Raw genomic sequence first — 21,345 nt, forward strand, 5'->3', positions numbered from 1 at the left:
AGAATAATAATTTCGTAAAAACAAGCTGATATATGAAACCCCGTGATGATCCACCGCGCCTAACGACTACATCAGAAGTTCTGGTGCATTCGCTAGACGTGGTAGCGGTTACATTAAACGAGTTACAAAAGCCAGATTTCTGCGCCTACTACGGATAACACATTCGTCTCTTCGAGTCGATTCCGTTATCCTAGGTAGTGCTCAAAATCTCCCGGCTTTTCCCACTCTTTCCAGCTCATAAAAAAATGACCGCGAACGGAGGATACAGTAAGGCATATAGTTGTGCCCTACCGATATCCAACGCCGCGGTCATGCCTAATTTAATAGTAACAATCCACGTCTATTGAATTTTTTATTTCATTGTATCTGCAAGTGCCTTGTACCACAAAGCACTCTTCTTAACATAACGTTTCTGTGTAGCAAAATCGATGAAGAACAAACCATAACGTTTGTTGTATCCGTTAGCCCATGAGAATTGATCTTGTAGTGACCAGATGAAGTAACCATTAACGTTAACTCCTTCATCACGTGCACGAAGAACAGCTTCCATGTGTTGGTCAACGAAGTCGATACGTTTGTCATCCTCGATGATTGTGTCGTCCTTAACATCTTCTGGCAATTCTTCCTTCAATCCCAAGCCATTCTCAGTAATGAAGATTTCTTTGCTTTCTGGATATTCTGAACTTACACGTTTCAAGATGTCATATAGACCTTCTGGATAAATGTTCCAATCCCAATCAGTTGTTGGAATGTTAGGATTCTTAACAGCTTGACCGACACCCTTGAACTTGAATGATGATGTACCCTTTTCACCTGTACCATTGAAGTGGTTAGTACTCTCACCGTTATATGCAGCAACGAATGATGGTTGGTAATAGTTCAAGCCAAAGTAATCATTACGTGTTGAGGCTTTCTTCAAGATATCCATGTCGCCATCTTGAATATCAAGCTTGGCATCATTAGCATCAAGAATTTCGTTGATAAGTTTCATAGTCTTATCAGTATATTCACCCTTGAATGTACCATCTAGTAAGAAGGCATTCATGAAGGCATCTTGAAGATCTGCGGCATGTTGATTCTCAGCATTAGCTGGGTAAGGATAAACTGGTTGAAGAACATGAATCAAACCAATCTTACCGTCGTATCCGCCATCCTTGAACAAGTTAACTACACGAGCATGTGCCAACAATTCGTTGTGTTCTGCTTGAATAGCACTTGTAACATCAAATCTGTGACTTGGTGGGAAGTTACCTTGGATATATTGTGAATAAGCAAGTGAAATCAATTCGTTAACTGTGAACCAGTGCTTAACTTCGGTGAATTCTTCGAAGCAGAACTTAGCGTAATCAACGAAGTAATCGATATTCTTACGATTCAACCAGTCACCATCATCAAAGAGTGTCTTTGGTGAATCGAAGTGATGTAGTGAAACATAAGGTGTGATACCATCATCGATACATTGCTTGAACAATCTATGGTAGTAATCAACTCCAGCTTGAACTGGTTCTCCATAACCATTAGGGAAGATACGTGTCCAAGAGATCGATACACGAATTGCATTCAATCCATACTTCTTAGATAGAGCAAGATCTTCTGGATAACGATTGTAGAAGTCACTGGCTGGATCTGGTGAGAAGCGGCCTTGAGCTTTCAAATAGTCGTCCCACATTGTCTTACCTTTACCGTCTACCTTAGTAGAACCTTCAACTTGATAGGCTGCAGTAGCTCCACCCCATACGAAGTTCTTTGGTAATTTCTTAACTCTGTTTAATTCAATATCCAAACCGTTACCTCCTCAAATTGTTTTTTCAATCAATGGGTTTTTATCCCAATTTTTTCTCAATTTTATTAATACGATCGTATTCATCAATGAAGAATTCTACTTCATCTTTCAACATCATTGTTGTCATCAATGTATCTTGACCGTGAACCATGATGAATGTAACATCCATGTCTTCACCGCCGGCTTCCTTACTTAGAAGCTTTGTTTGTTCGTTATGTGCATCGTTGATAGATTCTGTAGCTGATTCAACGAGTTTCTTAGCCTCGTCGATTTCTCCATCACGTGCTTTCTTTAGTGCTGAAATCAAATCTGTCTTAGCATCTCCTGCGTAAGCCACGATTGCAAAACCTGTCATTGAAATTTCTTCTTTAGTTGCCATTTGAATTTCCTCCTAGATGTTAATTAGTATGAGACGATGTCGTCTCCGATTCTTGAATTAATCTTTGAATATGGATAATGAAGTAAACCAACTCATTGTCGTTCAAAGTGATATGAAGGTTTGATTGTAATTTGTCAGTTATTTCATTCGCAATCTCAAATGACTTTGGGTAAAGCTTTTGAAAATCTGATTCTATATCTTGACTCAATAACCTTTTATCTTGTTCATTCGTCTGTAACCTCTCAACCAGATACTGCAGATGAATCATCAATCTGTCGAAGTAATTCTGGTTGGTTATGTTACGGGTAATTCCATATTCCTTAAAAACGTTTTGGACCACTTCATTTACTCTAGTACTGAGATCTTCTTCTCTAGGATGATCTTCTTGTTCAGTACCACGAGCATTGATGAAGTGTAGTGCTAATGCTTTAGCAGCATCGTTTGGAAAACGTACATTCAAATCGTGATTGATCATTTGTAATCCTTTATCCGCAATCTCATATTCAATCGGATAACGATCACGTATGTCAGGAACGGTACTCTTCTCGTACTTGCCTGACATTAGATGCTTGTAAGTTTGTGAAATGTGATCTGTAAGTGTTACATAAATATAATCAAGCAATGGGTAATGATAATCCTTCTTAGCCATTTCGATGATAGCGAAACTTGTCATCGTTATGTCAATTGGAACATCCTTAAGCAAAGAACCGAAGCGATGCTTTGCCTCATCAGTGTCCAAGTAAAAGATTCTCTCAACCGCTGATGGTGAAATTTCGTCTCCTCGGCGCTTCTGGAACCCAACGCCACGGCCTTGGATAATGGCTTGTTTCTTCTTGTCAACATCCACAAGCACTGTGTTGTTATTGTAGACTCGATTTACCACCAACAATATAATGCCCCCTCTCGGATGAAAAATGACCATAAACTCCCAGTACGTTCTGGAGTTTATGGTCATGCCTAATTTAATAGTAACAATCCATTTGTTTGCTTTAACTTACAAGAATTAGTGTACACTCTGTAAGCGCTTTTTGCAAACGATTTCAGTAAATATTTTAGTAAACTTTGTTTACTTGTGTTTGGATTGGTTGTGGTGATTATTTTAATGTTTAATTGTATCGATCAACTCATATGCAATAAAAAACTCTTTGTAGAAATATACAAAGAAATTAAATTTTATCAAGACCATCTATAAGACGCTTATTAAAATTATGTGCAGATTTCCTAATTTCAGCATTCATGAATATATCTACATTTTCTATTCCTAAAAATTCTTTATTTGATCTGTGAACATAATTAACAAAATTAGTTGTTTTCGATTTTCCATGTGTTTGCGGGTATATTGCCACATAGTTCTTAACAAACTTTTTTCTACCCGGAAATTGAGTATAGCCCTTCTTGATTTGTTTATTTAGTCCCTTATCAATCTCTTTATATGCTTTCCTATAAAATTTAGTAATGCTTCGTTTTCGTATGGATATTGTTTTACCATCAAAAACAAATCCGAGATAATCTAGTCTGGAATTCTCTCCAGAACTAAAATCAGTTAACTTATTATCACTGTATTTTAATATTTCTGTTTTCTTATCATTTAATTTCAGTCCAAGATTTTGGGCAGTATCAGTTATTGTTTTCCTTATATTGCTAACCGTTCCATTGGTCTTTCCATCTAATGGTATAGCAAGTATAAAATCATCTGAGTAACGTCTATACATCCCATTTAATGGAAATATATAACTTTGGATTTCTTTATCAAATTCAATCATTGAAACATTAGCTAACACTGCACTTATTGGTGTTCCCTGAGGTATGCCCATATTATCTGGACTTCCTTCTATCCCATGACGAATATGTTTTCTTTTAAAGTCTCTAAATTCTTCAGGATTAAAAAACGGTTCTGATTTTGATGAATTAATCTCACAGAATTTATCTTTACCAAGTGTTAATTCTATATCATCTTTTTCTATAAAATCACATCTATATAGGGATCTCATTACTTGCATCCAATCTTTAGGTAACCATTTAACATGTAATACCTTCTTCAAATTACTTAATAATTCCGAATGATTGATATTATCAAAAAAGCTGCTGAAATCGCCTCTAATAATAAGACAATCGTCATTACTTGCAATATAAGAAAATACTTCTCGAGAATATGAAATATTATTTTGATGTATTTTGTTTGTTCTATAGGCGATTGAGCAATCATCAATTCCAGTATTAATAGCAAATTCGTTATACCTATTCGACAATATATCAGCGTAATATTTATAAATGTAACCATCAATATGAGAAGCATAATATATTTCTCTACTCTTTGGCTTCAAAATTCCCTTATGATTTTTTTCTTTAAACCATTTAGATGTATCTTTTACATAATGGATTAACGGAAAAAAGCCATGCTCAGAAACCCATTTTGGACTCTCAACACGACTTTTAACTTTACTATATGAAATTACTGGATCAAAATGTGCATACATTTTTGTTTTAAAAAATTGGCTTTTAACCATTTGCTCTCCTACGAGCAAGATTTTATCTAATAACGTGATGGTCCTTCACTTATACTGATAAAACCTTGCACAATATTAAATACAATTCCACTACCACTGGTAATGGAAGGAACCAACAATAGCTACTAATGATGTATACTAGTAGAAAGGATCAGTTAATCATGAATATTACTTTAATCGTGGTAACCGACTTATTCAAGTCGATAGCAGAAGATTATGATAGCCAACAAGCGTTGATTAATATGCTGGTTGAAATTCTTGACAAACTGCCACTAACTTCCTCAATTCACATTACGATTGAGCATTATAATTATAGCATATAATAACTATATTAATTTATATATTAACCATAAAAAGCGTCTGAATTGCGTCTGAATTGCGTCTGAATTTTCTGTTAATTTAGTAAACAAACGTTGATTTAACAGCAAAAAAGCGTCTGATTATAAATCAGACGCTTTTTATTTAGAAACAGCATATCTGGTTCTAACTGAATCACCAATTTTATATATCAAATTGTAATCTTGAAGTCGTTTCAAGGTATCAATTACTTGATTTCTAGACAAACTACCTCTTTTTTCAATTTCATCCCTTTTGAGTGGATTACCAGACGATAATAATATATTTAAGACCGATTGATCATTATCATTTATTTCCAACTTATCCTTACTATAAATTTTCTCCTTTTGATAGTTCAAATTAGGTAATATTACCTTAAATAAATTATCTGAAGTTACAAATTCAGGCTTTAAATTGTACCTATCATATGAAGAATTAATTCTTTTAATACCCGTACCGTAATTTTCAATGATATCCATTTTATTAAGAATATGAATCAAGTGAGGATTACGAGCAGCAGTTTGACCACGTTCGATATCATCTAGGGTAAGTCCATCAGGAATTCCACCAGGTGATAGGATTTCAATTCTATCATCATAAACTTCCACCCTGACCTCGGAATGTAGTAAATAGTCACGATGAACGAAACCATTAACAATTGCTTCCCTAACGGCTTCAATCGGGTAATCATCCTGTTCTATTCTCTCGATTTGGTGTCCAATAACTATTCTTTTTCTATTAATCAAATCCATATATGCAAATAATTGCTTAATTTGATCAGCAATAGACCCATAAAATTCCTTTTTATCACGAAATCTCATAACGTTGAGACCATCAAATACCGCTGCTTTAGAGGTCTGCTCATTTTGATCGCTTAATAGCAATGCAGAGTTATTAAATAGATCATTTTGTCCATGAGATTTCATCTGCAAAGCGTTTATATCGAAATCAATGTTTAAATCTTCAAAAATGACCTTAATATAATTAAAGCTCAAATCCTGAATCTCAGAAACTTCAGAGTCAAACCGCCCACTTATTATATATTGCTGTTGCATTCTCATCACCCTTTCGTTACTAGCTCTTACTGCTGAACTACCCTCTCTAATATATACACCTGATGAATCAAATCCTTTTGATGCAATTGCGAAAGGTCTATTGTTTTTCCCTGATTTTACCATTATTCTAAATGGTTTTTCATTTGGAAATACTTGTATAAGTCCATACGGAATTGGATAAAAAGCATTGATTGCCCAATTGCTTAATATTTCTTCCCACGAATGTTTAACCTTATCTTCTATCTCAAGCAATTCTTTAGTACCATCATCTACACCCAAATAGATAACTCCTCCTGAATTACTATTCAAAAAACTAACAATTTCACGTTTTAAATGCTTATTAAATTCCCTTTTGTACTCTACATTGCTATCCTCATTTTGCATATGAGCTCCCATTCAATATGTATTTACATCATGGGTAAAGTATACCTGAATTGGTCTATATCTCTACGTGATACGCACTAAATTTGACGGCAATTCATAATCCCTATAGAATGTACTCATAGGAAGGACGGTTCGACCGTTCGTGGTATGAGCGCTAGTCGTGATTATCATTATTGATTCATCAAAAAAGGTCAACTTCATTTGAAGTTGACCCTTTTGAATATTTCAGATTATCTATTTTTCATTCTCATAAATACGAACTTTGCTCTTAATAATACTTTCGCATAAGTCAGCATATTCAATACCAGCAGCCTTAGCTTCACGTGGCATCAATGACAATGGTGTCATACCTGGCAATGTATTAGCTTCCATGACATACAATTCACTGTCACGAAGTAAGAAGTCAACACGTCCATAATTGCTCATACCTAAGGCTTCAAAAGTATCCTTAGTCATTGCTTGCATACGTTCATGTGTTTCATCATCAAGATCTGGAGGAGTAATGAAATGTGTAACATTATTCTCAACGAACTTGTGTTGGAAGTCATACCAACCTGTATCAACTGTGATTTCAACAGCTGGTAAGGCGTGATTATCAACCATAGCAACTGAGAATTCTCTACCCTTGATATATTCTTCGATCAATACTTCTTTATCAAATCTCAAAGCATCAGCGATATTTTCTTTGAGTTCTGATTCGTTTCTAATAATATGTGTACCAACACTTGAACCACCGTTTGATGGTTTAACAACCATTGGGAAGCCGAATGGAATATCTTCAGCTGTAATATCACTAGTTGTGGTTGTTGTGTAGTCTGCTGTTTGGATATGGTTTTGAACGAAGACCTCTTTAGAGAACTTCTTATCCATAGCAATTCCTGAAGCTAATGAGCCGCTTCCTGTATATCTGATATCGAAAACGTCAAAGACAGCTTGCATCTTACCATTCTCACCATCTTCACCGTGAAGTCCCATGTAGACAATATCGGCGTGTTGACAAATCTTCAATACGTTCTTTCCGAGCAATCCAATAGTATCGTCAGTACGTAAGGCGTTGATCTTTTCGTCTGTCAAAACTTCATCATCAATGATCAAGTTCTTTTCATCTTCTGGTTCTGTAGTGAATAAATCATCGATTTTATCTTCTTCTACATCTACTCCAAGAAATGAATCGACATATGCGACTTCATAACCCTTACTTCTTAATGCGTTTGTAATCTTCACACCTGAAGACAAAGAAACGTTTCTTTCGGTACTTCTACCACCTGAGAGGACAACAATTTTCATTGTTCGTTTCACCTATTCTTTCTTTTTTTGTAAATCAAAGCGATTTCCTAGAACCTATAGAATACCACAAACACTATTTCTTGACTATTTTAAGCGTTTACACAACGTCATTTTTTCAAAATTCTCGAATTATTCATAATTCTTTGGTTTAATAGGGTCAAGGAGGATTTGACCGTGAAAAAGTTAAATATTGTTTTACTTAGTTTAGTATCTTTAATCACCTTGGGTATCTTCACTACTCAAAGCGTGAAAGCTGACAGTTTGAGTGACCAACCAGTAATGACTCTTGGTACATCCCTAACTGCTAGTCAAAAACAAGGTACGATCGATGCCCTATCATCACAGATCAATGGTAGTAACAATAACTACACTACCATTACCGTAACTGGTGATACCTTAGTCAAGTATCTAAACCCAAGTGGAAGTTCTTTTACAAGTAACTCTGGTGTATGGTCATCAGCCTTGATCCAAAAGACTTCATCAGGATCTGGTATTAACGTTAAAATCGTTGATTATAATGGAAGCAACAATATCACCACCATTACTGCTGACCAGTATAGAAACGCTGCCGTTACAGCTGGTATCAGTGATGCCAACATCTATGTAACATCAGCTACACCGATCGATGGTTCCGGTGCCCTTGCAGGTATTTATGCCGCATATTCAAGCAGTGGCGATACACTGAACCAGAGCCAAGTTAACGCAGCCCAAAATGAAATGGGCGTATTGAGCGGTATTACTGATGCCAATAAAGGTACCGACGGATACTCAGATAAACAATTGAACAACGCCGTTGCTGGTATGAAGTCTGACATTGCTCAAAAAGGTACCAATATCACCGTTAACCAAATCACAACTATCGTTAACAACAACCTACAAAAAAATGACCTACAAAATATCATTACAGATAATCAAAAACAAAAAATCATTAACTTAATGGTAGAAATCAGAGATTCAGGAGCTTTAAAGAATTCAAACTTCAAAGAACAAGCTAACAAATTAAGCAACGATATCATGAGCAAAGCCAAGAATATCTTCAACAACTTAGATACACAAGAGAATCGTAACTTCCTACAAAGAATTTGGGACAGTATCGTTTCATTCTTTACAAATTTATTTAATTAGTCAGAGAGTGGAAAAGAACGGGAACACCCGAGCATTACCTAGGATAGTAATTTTGCCACGAAGTGGTTAAGTTACTATTCGTAGTAAGCGGAGCGGTGTTGTTCTTTGCAACTCGTTTCAGAGAGTGGAAAAGGCCGGGAAATTTTGAGCACTCCCTAGAATAATAAAGGTGCCACGAAGTGGTGCATTTGTTATTCGTAGCAGGCGCAGAAATTTGGCCTTTGTAACTCGTTTTAGAGAGTGAATAAGAACGTAAAAATATAAGACTGAAACATCATGGAGAACAAATTCCATGGCGCTTCAGCCTTTTTTTGTCGTTTACTATACAAATTGTCATATTATACGAGGCAATCTATATAAACTTGAACAATATTCACAAAATATCATTCTATAATAGGTATTAACAAATATTATATTCAACAAAAAAACAAAATATTAATAGGGGGATCTAGTTATGAAATTTTCTTCGAAAAAGACACAAACCGCTCCTGAAAGTAAAAAGTTTTACAAAGTTGGAAAATATTGGGTTTATGCCAACATTACAGCCTTGGGATTGGGATTATCTCTAGCATCCACAACAAAGCCCGTGCGTGCTGCCACTGATGACGGAGCACCGACTACTGAAGTTACGTCAAAAGAGGCAATTCAAGAAGATACAATTCCCGATGCCAATGCTGTCACTGACCAATCAAGTTCTGAATTAAATCAAACATATACCGATACTCAGACACAGATAGATACTAGTAACGAATACGCTGATAAAGCTAATGCACGTTTAGCCGAAATACAAAGCATGTTAAATGATCCAAATTTAAAGAATGATCCACAATGGAAAGCCAAGTTGCAGTTCACGCTCAGTCAATATCAAAACGATGCTTCATATTTTCAAGACTCCGCCGTCGGAACCAAGAATATAGTTGATAAATATCAAGCAGCTATTAATGCAGCCATTGCGAAAGAACCAAATGCTGTTAGTTCAGTAACTCAAGACGGAGAAGTCAAAGGTACCACTATTGATGATTACAATTCTCTAGTTGCTAACTATCAAAAACAAGTTGACAAAGAATTAGCCACTGTTAACGCTAACCTTGATTCCTACAATCAATCTACAGCTGTTAATAGTGCACAAAGCAGTTTACAAACTGCAGCTGGCGCTTTGAATACTGGTATTTCAAAGAATTTGGCTGTTGATGAGTTGACTGCCCTTAAGTCAACCTACGATGCTGCACTAACAAAATACAATCAGGCGGTGTCTGACTACAACACGGCTGCTAATACTTCTTTGTCGCCTGTTGATGTATCTAAGAACCCTACAGATGACAATTTTGACAAATTAGTAAATTATAAGAACGCAAAAACAGCGTATGACACCGCCGATAAGGCTCATACGGATTTAGAGGCACAAGCAAAAATAGTTAACGATAACCTGAGCAACTGGCAAACTGCTGTAAATAATTACAACGACAAAATCAGCCAAATTCAAAGTTCAGTTAACATAAGCTCTGTAAGTACAGCTGACATCGACGCTAAAAAAGATGCTATTAATGCCGCAGCAACCGCATATCAGACTGCACAAGATGCATATACCGTTGCTCAAAACAGTGCTGATGTAGCACAAATCTTAGCAACTGGTGATATCACAGGAAAAGCTTTCGAAACACTTTCAGCAGCGACTGAAGAATGGAAAAATGCGTATCAAACATATATTCAAGATGTTAAAGACGCTGCATCACGAGACCTAATAACATCCAACGACCTATCTAACTTAAAATCCGCAATAACTGATTCACAGGATACTATCAACCCTTCCATAGATGCCCTAGCAATAAGTCAAACTGACTATCAAACTGCATTGACTGAATATCAGAACAAATTAAAGTTATACGACAGCAATTTATCTGCTGGCGACTCTACCTCAATTGATTATTCTCAAGTTAAATCTGATATAGACGAACAATTCAAAACTGTTGGTGATAGTTCAGAAGTCATTAATTCTCAAAAGAAGCTTCAACAAAGAATCAATCAAATCAACAATCTAATTGGAGCCATGAATAACAGTCAAGAAATATGGACAACCATCTCCGGCATTGCCGCAAAAACTGGTCAATGGAATATTTTAAACAATAACTTGCAAACAATCGGCGATAACTTCTTGCATGCCGCTTACGCATATGAGGATGCTATAGAGGGAACTCACACAGCCATTACAAATACCGAAATGACGACCCCTGCTGGCGCCAAATATCTCGAACGCAATGTAAACCAAGAACCAAAAGGAGAAAATAACTTCAGCTATTCTGATTTGGTTGATACTTACACAAAAAAAGTCAATGATTATAATCTATCCACTCCAGAAGCTGCGATAACTATCGGTGATTTTACAGATTCGTCCACAGTCTCTAAAAATTTTAATGAATTCCAATCTGATCTTGAAACCTTCAGAACTGGATTCAACGATTTAGCTAATTTACTTGCTGAAAATTCTCCAAATGAAGAATTAAATAAAATAGCAACTGATAGTTTGGCTGATCCAAAAAAGTTATCCACCAACGACACTTCTGTCAGAAATAATGAAGATGAAGGAGGAGGCACTCTTTATGGCTATCTATTCTATGGAGATAGTTTAAGTACATTTATAGATCAAGCACTTATGAGCAACAAAATACCTGGAACCACAGTCTCATCCCCCTTTTACATAGACTCATCTTTGATTGAAGCTGATCCGAATGGTAACTCTTACTATCGCCCAGATGCAGAAGAATGGTCAGTATTTTTAGATAAGTTAACAGTTAACTTAGTCCAGAAACGCTCTATTGACGGAAAAGATTACCAGCTTACCGGTTTATTTGTCACAAGGGAGTTTGACAAAAATGGCTTAAACTTCAAACCTGTTGTATCATTTCTAACTGACTATTATGTATTCACTAGTCCTAACCCACTATCTGAATTTAACAGTATTACAAAAGGTATCTCAGGTAATTCAAATGACAACAATACCTACCGGTTCTACTACACTGCAATTCCTGACTTAGCTGAAACAGTGACTGATCCTGATACTGGTGAAACCACTCAAGTGTCTAAAGTAGCTATGCCAAAAGCCGAGACAATCAAGTCTCTGACCGCTGACTCTTTAACTTTAGAATCCGCCGTTAATAACGTTGAAAACATATCCGCACCAATCCTACCGGTTGAAACTACCTTAGGCTTATATCAAAGTGGAATAAGTACTGTTGATAATAGCTTTAATACACTAGATATTCCAAATGCACCAAAATTAAATATCAATCAAGCCGTTAATACCGATGTAACTATTACAACGCCAGATGGTGATAAGAAATTCAATATTACTGAAATGGTCGATGGCAAAGTTACAATTGATGTTCCACAGATAACCGGATATACAACTAGTTCAGACAAAGTAACCTACACTATGAATTCTGATGGATCTGCAACACCTGACACCTCTGTTATTTATACTGCCAACAGTGAAAAAGCTACTGTAAACTTTGTTGACGGGACAGCTACTGGCTCTCCTGTATTATCCACTGTAGAACGAAACGGCGATTTTAAAACTACTGATAACTATAATCCACAAGCCACAATTGACGACTACATAAAACAGGGTTACGTACTTGATACCAGTGACTTTCCTGAGAACGGAATAGTCTATGACTTAGACGAAGACAAAACTTACACCATAACTTTGGTACATGGTACTAAAACCGTCGACATTGATAATCCTGGAACCATTGGTGATCCAATCGATGCAACCAATCCGGACGGTCCAAAGTATCCCGCTGGAACTGACTTTGATTCATTGACCAAAATCATCACTCGTACAATCGAATATGTTGATGGAACTGGGAACGAGACTTCTGATCCTGTACAACAAACTGTTACCTACAACCACACTGTAACCTTCGATCAAGTAACGGGTGAAATAACTAATAGTGGTGAATGGACTACCGATAAAAATACATTTGATACCGTGGAATCACCTACGGTCACTGGATACACACCAGATGAAGCAAGCACAACTGAATCTTCAACGACCGCTGATTCTAGTAATTCAAATGTTACCGTTACATACACTGCCAACAAAGAAACCGCTAATGTAACATATATTGACGGAACAACTGGTAAAAAAATCAAAACTGACACTTTGAGTGGTGATTTCAACACCTCTGACGGATACAATCCTCAATCTACAATTGATAGTTATTTAAATAACGGCTATCAACTGGAAAGTTCTGACTTCCCTGAAGGTGGAATTATTTATGATACAGACGGCACCACAAAAGAATACACGATAACATTAACTCATAAAATCATTACTATAAACGAAAATACGTCTGATATACCTTCTGGTGTTGATTTGGAACCATTGAATAAAACCGTAACTCGTACTATAACCTACGGTTACGAGAATGGATACACGGCTCAACCCTCAGTTGTTCAAACTGCCACCTTTAACAGAACAGCCAAAGTGGATCTAGTTGATAAAACTGTGGATTATGACAAATGGAACAGTGAAGATTCAACACTTACCGAAGTTCCCACCGCGGAAATCACTGGATATGAGCCAGATTTTGATAGCATATCAAAAATTGACGTCACTAATGAATTCGGCGATACAACCGAAAATGTAACTTACATCGGTAAAACTTTGGACAAAGTTACTGTAACCATCCCTACTCCAGAAGGAGACAAAACTGTTGAGCTAACTAATGTCAAAGTCGGTAATAGCGTAGAAATTCCTGTTCCAAATATTCCTGGATTTACAGCTGAGCAGGTCTTTGGCGTAGTAACTCCTGAGGAAACTGTAACAACGGGTGAAATAACATACACGCCTAAACAACAATCAGCCACCGTTATCTATACTGATGAAAACACTGGCGACGAATTAGGAAGAGCAAACTTAACAGGAGCTTTTGATTCCACTGATGCATACACAACAGCCGATATCATCCAATCGTTAAAGGATAAACATTATGTTTTCGTATCAGATGAATACACACCAACAAATGGCGAAGTATTTAACAAGGATGGAGTAACTCAAGAATTCCGTGTTGTCTTGAAGCACGATACTAAATCCGAACCAGAGGAGAAAAGCGTAACTCGTACGATTAATTACTTATACGAGAATAAAGTTGAAGCAAAATCCCCAGTCACTCAGACTGCATTGTTAAGTCGCACAAAGACCACTGATTTGGTTACCGGAAACATAACTTTTGACGGATGGCAGCCTATAGATATCACATCATTCGATGCCGTTAAGACTGATGAAATCAAAGGCTACACTCCCGATTCAAATGAAATTTCATCCACTGAAATAACCGGCGACTCTGATGATGCAACCGAAATCGTCACTTATACCGGTAAAGTTTTGGACAAGGTCACTGTAACCATACCTACTTCAAATGGAGATAAAGTTGTCGAAATAACTGGTAAAAAGGTTGGTACTGAAATAGAAGTTGACGTTCCATCTATTACCGGATATACACCTAAGAAGACTACGGTTACCGGTGTAATAACACCTGAAGGCAATGTAACGACTGAAAAAGTAGAGTACTCAGCTAAACCACAACAAGCCCAAATAACTTATCAAGACGAAACTACTGGAACCGACCTTGAGAGTACTGAAATACCTGGATATTTCAACACACCATCCGACTATTCAACCAGTACATTGATAGATAAATACGAAAAACTTGGTTATAAAGTAACGCTAGACAACTTTCCAACTGACGGTATAATTTTTACCGAATACGGTATTGTTCCTGAATTCACAGTTACACTAAAACACAGAACTGAAGATGTAACTGATAAAAGGGCTGTCACTCAAACAATTCACTATCAGAATAATAATGGTGAAAAATTGCGTGACGATACCATTAATACCATAAACTTTGAACGGACTGGAACTAAGGACCTAGTGACTGGCGAAACAGAATACAAAGACTGGATAAGTGACAACGAAAGATTTGACGAAATCACCGCTCCAGTAATTGATGGCCATACTGCTACAAATGGCACTATCCAAGCAATTCCAGTAAGTTCAGAAAGTCCTGATAATGAACAAACCGTTATCTACACAAAGAACCAAACACCGGTTACACCAGATAACCCTGATGAACCAGATAATCCCACAACTCCAGATACTGATACTAACTCAGAGGATAAGGACGACCAAGGTTCTGGCGATAAAGATACCGGTAATATTACAACTGACAAGGATAATAATGGATCCAATGAAAACATCGATAATACAAATACCGATAATCCAGAAGATCCCGCAAATAATCAGAAAGATGAGAATGATAATTCAACCGAAAATACTACAGATATTTCTAATCCAGGAACATAAACTAACGATACAATCACTACAAAAGAGACGGTAAGCACAAACAATTCCCAAAATAATCCAAGCAAACTAACAAGCACATCAAGTAATCAAAAACAAACCACAGAAACAATTCCTCAATTAGGCGAAGATGACGACAAAAACATCTTCCAACTAATAGGACTAAGCTTGATGACACTACTAGGATTATTCGGGATCAAAATCAACAGACGTAAAAAGAACAACTAAACACAAAAAAGGAGCTATAGGACAAATATTAATATTTGTCCTATAGCTCCTTTTGAACTTTTTAAACATCCAATCTACTACCTAAAAAAGCAATCAAATAAAAAGCTGTAGAAATTAGCTGGAGGTTGAAAACCAAAACACTACATCTTATCCATGGTCTCATTCAACAGCTCATCAACACGATTATTACCAACGTTTGTAGCATGCCCCTTAGTCCACTCAAAAGCCTTATCGGTAACAGTTGGCAATAACTTATCCAACTCACGCCAAAGCTCAACATTAATAGGAACCTGCCCATCAGCCTTCTTAAATCCACGGCGCTTCCAACCATTAAGCCAGTTCTTAGTTATCGCATTCAAGACATATTGTGAGTCCAAAACAAAAATTATCTTCCTATTATTAAGTTTCAAATCATTCAATCGTTTGAAACTCTCGATTAAGGCCATGATTTCCATGCGATTATTAGTAGCACCAAGTTCACCAGCAGTACCTTCGTACACCTCTCCACCGGCATTGATGTGATATGCCCAAGCAGCACGATCATCACTTCTAACATGCCCACCTTTAACATTACCGTGATTACGAGAACCACCATCTGTATAAACTACTACATCAAAATCCTTCAGATCACTCGTCTTATTAGCCGATCCTTTTTTAGCCGTTGGAGCATAAGAATCTTTACCCTTCAAAAATTCCTGAGCTTCAGCCTCTGTTGTGAAACTTTTATAGCGGGCATTAGTGAATCCATCAACTTGAGCCTTGCACTCAGCCCATGAACGATAAATCCCAGGATTCTTGCCGCGTCGTACTGCATAATATTTTTGCACTGTCTTACCTCGTCCGGTTATAATTTTATCCTTTTCATTATATAATAGGTTAGTGTTGGGGTGAATCTATGAAAAATAAACAATGGCCGATACTTTATATTCACGGCTTTCGTGGCGGGGACTACACGACCGAGAAAATGATTGAATCAGCACTGAAATTCAATCATAAAGAAGCGGACAAATATATCAAGGCAACAATTAGCTGGTGTGGAAAAATAACTTATGAGGGAACTTGGACCGACGACAGTCATCCAATAATTCAAGTCGTCTTCCAAAACAAATATGTCGGTAGCAATCAGATTTCCTATTGGTTATCCAAATTGTTATTCGACCTACGAACAAAACACGAATTCGATACTTACGATGCCGTGGGACATTCCTTAGGTGCTGTAGCTTTGCTTTTGGTTAATCTAAAAGAAAAGTTGCATCCCTACATGCCAAGACTAAAAAAACTAGTCACTATCGCTGGTCCATTCAATGGAATTATTGGACTGGGCGATCTTCCGAACTTAAATAGAATTGAGTCTGACGGACGCCCTGCCTTCATGAGTCCTACCTACTTCAGAATATTTATGGGTCGCAACGCCATTTCAAATGACCTGCGAGTTTTAAATATTTACGGCAACGTGGATGACTATTCCAATAGTGATAAATATATTTCGGTAACTTCGGTCAAATCTATTTCATATATTTTAAAACCCCGTGTCAAAGAATACATTGATTATCCAGTTAATGGTTCCAAAGCTGAACACTCGCTGATGCATGACGATTCGGTAATCTTGAAGCGTGTAAACAACTTTATTTATTCTAATCCATTAACATAATATTTATTTTATGGTTTATTTAATTGTTTATTTATGTTAACTTGTTTTGTTAGTAACCGAACAGTTGAGGAGGGCAACAATTATTAAAACTTGGGAATTATTTAAATTAGATATTCAACGCACATTGAAATCACCACCAGCAACTCTACTAATGCTGGCCTTGGTTATTTTGCCATGTCTATATTGCTGGTTTAACGTATGGGCACTATGGGATCCATATTCTAATGCTAATGAATTGAAAGTGGCCGTTTACTCTGATGATCAATCAGTTAAATTAAACGATCAAAAAATCGAAATTGGTGAGAATTTAATCGCCAATCTTAAGAAAAACGATGGACTAGGATGGACTTTTGTTGACTCTAAGGAACAACTTGATAAGGGAGTTAAGGATGGTAGTTACTATGCAGGTATCTACATCCCTAAGAACTTCTCCAAAGATATCATCAGTTTTGCTTCTGGGAAAATCAAAAAGCCTACTCTAGTCTATTCTGTTAACCAAAAAATCAATGCTGTCGCGCCGAAATTAACGAGTTCGGGAGCGACGACCTTACAGAATACAATCTCTGAAGAATTTATTGGAACATTAAGTAAAACCATTACCGGAGTCTTAAACAAATCCGGTGTTGAACTAGAGAACAACCTGCCAATGTTGCGCCGTCTCTCTAGTCTATTAGTATTGACTGATGACAACCGGGGCGAACTCCAGGACATCATGGACAAAGTCCAAAAAGCTAATACGATCGTTCCTAATTTGAACAACAAACTTGCTGAAGCTAATGAAATGTACGGTTATATTCCGGAATTAAACGCTGATGCACAGAAATTAGTAACATTGAACAACTTCCTACCATTAGCTGATGCCGGTGGTACAGCCGTTAAACAACTTCAAACTAAAATACCCGAAATTCAAAACGCCGGTACTCAGATCAATACCGTAGATAATGATTTTGGTAAGATCTCTAACTTGATGGGTACCAGCATCGGACAAGTTAATAATGGTATCAAAGTCATCACACAAGTTGAAAACGTCATGCCAGAAGTTACTCAATTCGGTAAAGATGCACAATCAGCTATCAATGACGCCAATACTAACTTGATTCCAAAAATCCAAAATGCACTACCTGTTATCAAATCAACCGTTGATACTGGATTATCAATGGTTTATAACCTTGCTAAACAAATCAGTACTTCCGCAACTAACGTCAATACTTTGATCGATAGAATTAAAGCTGACCCTGAGAATCAAGCTCTTAAAGCACAGCTGAAGACTGTGATCCAAAACATGGCAGACGACAGTGCCCAACTTGCATCAGTCAGCCGTCAACTTGCTTCAACCTTGACTGATCTACAAAATCTCTACAATCAACTAGCTACACAACTAGGTAAAGATCAATCTACAATCATGAATACTCCAATCAAACATCTAAATGACCTAGCCGCTTTGAACGATAATCTATCTAACAAGGCAACTGAGATCATTAATGACTTCGATAACTTGAGTACTGACGACTTACAAGCTAAGTTAGCTACACTATCAACACAAGCTAATACGATTGCCGATAAGGTCGCAACTATCAAGGGATCAGGAATCCTTGACGCAGTATCAAACACTATCAATAACGTCAAATCACTATTAACTAATGCTGGTTCGATTCTAAACGATGTTAATACTAGCGTTATCCCTGCTATTCCTGAACTATTGAATAACACAAAAGGTATCCTTCAAACTGCCTTAGTATATCTAGAAAAGTACCAGAAACAATTACCTGCTATCGGTACTGAAATTCACGATGCTAATGTGCTCTTGAACGGCAATATGAGCAATATCGTCACTGGCATCAACGTCGCTAATGACTTCTACAACAAGGATTATCCTAACTTGAAGAAGAAACTCGCTACAGCAACTTTCTTCGTACAATATCAATTGCCAGAAATCGAAAACCAGTTGAGTACTACATTGAACTTGATCAACACCAAGACTCCTGAATTGGAGAATGCACTTGCGGCTGCCAATGACTTTGCTGTCAATGACTGGCCACAATTGGAAAAAGACGTTCATCATTCTGCTAAGTTACTTAAGGCTGGCGAAAAAGAAGTCGACCTATCAGCTATCATCAAATTAATGAAAGCTGACGCCAATACAGAATCTGACTTCTTCTCTAATCCAGTCAACTTGAAACAAAAGAACTTATATAACGTTCCAAACTACGGTTCTGCCAGTGCCCCATTCTACCTAGCACTATGTATTTGGGTTGGTGCCTTACTGCTATCAAGTGTCTTCACAGTTCATTTCAAACTGAATGACAAAGAGAAGTACCGTTACAGCTTCAAGCAAAGATTCAACGGTCGCTACTTGACCTTCTTCTCATTGAACTTACTTCAAGCAATCGCCGCTTCACTTGGTAATATCTTCATCTTGCATGCTTATGTTCAAAACAAAGTTGCATTAGTATTATTCTCAATGATTATTAGTTTCGTATTCATATCGATCCTATATTCACTGGTTCAGATGTTTGGAACAATCGGTAAGGGACTCGGTATCATCATTCTAGTTCTATCCATATCTGGTGCCGGTGGTAACTTCCCAGTTGTCTTATCAGACGGATTCTTTAGAGTTATTAATCCTTACCTACCATTTACCTATGCGGTTAACCTTTTCCGTGAGGCAGTTGGTGGTATATATTGGCCAAACGCAACTAAGGATATCGTCATCTTATTGGCATTTGGTATCGCCTTTTACTTAATTGGACTTCTATTAACTGAGAAGTTGAAGCCACTGATCAATAAACTTCACAAGAGTGCTAAGAAGAGTATGATAATCGAATAATGACAAAATTAAAATCTTACAGACCATTTATAACAGAGAATTTCATGTGGGAATTTCCCACACATTTCAAATTAAAAGAAGCCAGTGAATTCCTAGGTAAAAGTATCGCTGAAACAACTGATTTTATCAGCCATACAGCTAAGAGTGTCATGAGAAATCAGAGTATTTACTGGTTCCTACAAGACAAACGTACCAAAAAACTGGTAGGACTAGTTGCTATCGAGAATGTCGATATAGACAATAATTCTGGAAAACTCCTAGTTAAAACGACTGGACTAAATGACATTGATAAAGACGAGATTAGTGATAGACTTATCACTTTCGTCAAAGATCAAATCAAACTCGATACTTTGAAATTCGAAGGCTTAGACCACATAATTCAAGAAAAATTCACAAAGAATGGTTATAATATAGGCAATAAAGAATTAAAGAGGAGTTAACAATAAATGTACGGATATTACGGATATGGATTCGGCCCCACTTACATCTTAGTAATTATTGGTATTGCGATAAGTTTGTGGGCATCATGGTATGTCAAACATAACTTTGATAAGTACGACCAATTTGATAGTCGTCGTGGTACCACTGGTGCTGAGGCAGCACGCTATATTCTTGATCAATCTGGGCTTCAAGATATCCAGATCAATCGTGTCAGTGGTAATTTAACTGACAACTATAACCCAGGTGATAAGACTTTGAATCTATCTGATTCTACTTACAGTTCTACTTCAGTTGCAGCAATCGGGGTTGCCGCCCACGAATGTGGACACGCTATCCAGGATCAACAAAGTTATGCACCAATGCGTGCCCGTGCAGCGTTGGTTCCAGCTGTTAACATCGGCTCAAAGTTTTCTATCCCACTGATCTTTCTAGGTATCATCTTGGGTGCTAATCATCTTTTTATTACGATTGGTATCTGGTTATTCGCTCTAGTAGTATTGTTCCAAGTAGTTACTTTACCAGTTGAGTTCAATGCTTCAGGACGTGCCATCAAGATACTTAGTTCAGGTGACCTGCTTGAAAGTGATGAAGTACCAATGGTACGTAAAGTCCTTGGTGCCGCTGCTTTAACATATGTGGCTGCTGCACTTTCATCAGCACTTCAATTATTACGTTTGATTTTATTGTTTGGAAACAATCGAGATTAATGTACAAAAATAGCCATTCAGAACTTTTCTGAATGGCTATTTATTTTGGAACGTAAAAAAGCCTTCCGAATCGCGATTCGGTCAGCTTTTGTAATAAAATACGGTGTACATTATCGTTACCATAGGCTCGATAAGGTAAGGGCATTTAATGATTTTCATCACACCTTATTTCTCTAATTTAAAGTTTAATATATGAGAGATTGCAAGTTTAATCCGAACACTTTGTTAAATATCCACGAAATGAATCAATGGCAGTATTCCAGCCTAAAAC

General features: G+C 37.0%; 13 protein-coding genes. 6 read left to right on the forward strand and 7 right to left on the reverse strand.

Annotated features, from left to right (window positions below):
• Positions 1 to 352: 352 nt before the first annotated feature.
• The 6 genes from lacG to EKM66_RS05710 all read right to left on the reverse strand — a co-directional run bounded on the left by lacG (position 353) and on the right by EKM66_RS05710 (position 7,731).
• Positions 353 to 1,783, reverse strand: a complete 1,431-nt coding sequence (gene lacG, locus EKM66_RS05685) for a 6-phospho-beta-galactosidase (RefSeq protein ID WP_125762494.1) — start codon at positions 1,781 to 1,783, stop codon at positions 353 to 355.
• Between the two features lie 40 nt (positions 1,784 to 1,823).
• Positions 1,824 to 2,162, reverse strand: a complete 339-nt coding sequence (locus EKM66_RS05690) for a PTS lactose/cellobiose transporter subunit IIA (RefSeq protein WP_125762496.1) — start codon at positions 2,160 to 2,162, stop codon at positions 1,824 to 1,826.
• 19 nt (positions 2,163 to 2,181) lie between these two features.
• Positions 2,182 to 3,045: a PRD domain-containing protein gene (locus EKM66_RS05695; RefSeq protein WP_225426564.1), complete on the reverse strand. Its 864-nt coding sequence runs from the start codon at positions 3,043 to 3,045 to the stop codon at positions 2,182 to 2,184.
• Positions 3,046 to 3,328: 283 nt separating this feature from the next.
• Positions 3,329 to 4,669, reverse strand: coding sequence for a reverse transcriptase/maturase family protein (locus EKM66_RS05700; RefSeq protein WP_125762498.1), 1,341 nt, complete (start codon positions 4,667 to 4,669; stop codon positions 3,329 to 3,331).
• A 458-nt stretch (positions 4,670 to 5,127) separates the two neighbouring features.
• Positions 5,128 to 6,444, reverse strand: coding sequence for an ATP-binding protein (locus EKM66_RS05705; RefSeq protein ID WP_164505058.1), 1,317 nt, complete (start codon positions 6,442 to 6,444; stop codon positions 5,128 to 5,130).
• 234 nt (positions 6,445 to 6,678) lie between these two features.
• Positions 6,679 to 7,731 carry a D-alanine--D-alanine ligase family protein gene (locus EKM66_RS05710; protein ID WP_125762501.1) on the reverse strand — a complete coding sequence of 351 codons (1,053 nt, stop codon included), beginning with the start codon at positions 7,729 to 7,731 and terminating at the stop codon, positions 6,679 to 6,681.
• Positions 7,732 to 7,905: 174 nt separating this feature from the next.
• Here EKM66_RS05710 and EKM66_RS05715 point away from each other — a divergent pair, with 174 nt between their 5' ends.
• Positions 7,906 to 8,856, forward strand: coding sequence for a DUF1002 domain-containing protein (locus EKM66_RS05715; protein WP_125762505.1), 951 nt, complete (start codon positions 7,906 to 7,908; stop codon positions 8,854 to 8,856).
• Between the two features lie 454 nt (positions 8,857 to 9,310).
• The gene (locus EKM66_RS05720; protein ID WP_125762508.1) at positions 9,311 to 15,223 is read left to right on the forward strand and encodes a mucin-binding protein; all 5,913 of its coding nucleotides are present in this window, start codon (positions 9,311 to 9,313) and stop codon (positions 15,221 to 15,223) included.
• Between the two features lie 365 nt (positions 15,224 to 15,588).
• On the opposite strand, the gene EKM66_RS05725 is transcribed toward EKM66_RS05720, so the two are convergent.
• Positions 15,589 to 16,275 carry a ribonuclease H family protein gene (locus EKM66_RS05725; RefSeq protein WP_125762509.1) on the reverse strand — a complete coding sequence of 229 codons (687 nt, stop codon included), beginning with the start codon at positions 16,273 to 16,275 and terminating at the stop codon, positions 15,589 to 15,591.
• A gap of 68 nt (positions 16,276 to 16,343) precedes the next feature.
• Here EKM66_RS05725 and EKM66_RS05730 point away from each other — a divergent pair, with 68 nt between their 5' ends.
• The 4 genes from EKM66_RS05730 to EKM66_RS05745 are packed head-to-tail and all read left to right on the forward strand — an operon-like array spanning position 16,344 to position 21,074.
• Positions 16,344 to 17,099, forward strand: coding sequence for an alpha/beta hydrolase (locus EKM66_RS05730; protein ID WP_125762511.1), 756 nt, complete (start codon positions 16,344 to 16,346; stop codon positions 17,097 to 17,099).
• Between the two features lie 46 nt (positions 17,100 to 17,145).
• A complete protein-coding gene (locus EKM66_RS05735) occupies positions 17,146 to 19,926 on the forward strand; it encodes a YhgE/Pip domain-containing protein (RefSeq protein ID WP_191988034.1) in 2,781 nt (926 codons plus the stop codon).
• Entirely contained in the window at positions 19,926 to 20,366 is a 441-nt protein-coding gene (locus EKM66_RS05740; RefSeq protein ID WP_125762513.1) for a hypothetical protein, read from the forward strand. The genes EKM66_RS05735 and EKM66_RS05740 overlap by 1 nt, the downstream gene beginning before the upstream one ends.
• A 6-nt stretch (positions 20,367 to 20,372) precedes the next feature.
• Positions 20,373 to 21,074, forward strand: a complete 702-nt coding sequence (locus EKM66_RS05745; protein WP_125762515.1) for a zinc metallopeptidase — start codon at positions 20,373 to 20,375, stop codon at positions 21,072 to 21,074.
• The last annotated feature ends 271 nt before the right edge of the window (positions 21,075 to 21,345 follow it).

It is taken from the genome of Companilactobacillus hulinensis (assembly GCF_003946555.1).
GTDB classification, from domain to species: Bacteria; Bacillota; Bacilli; order Lactobacillales; family Lactobacillaceae; genus Companilactobacillus; species Companilactobacillus hulinensis.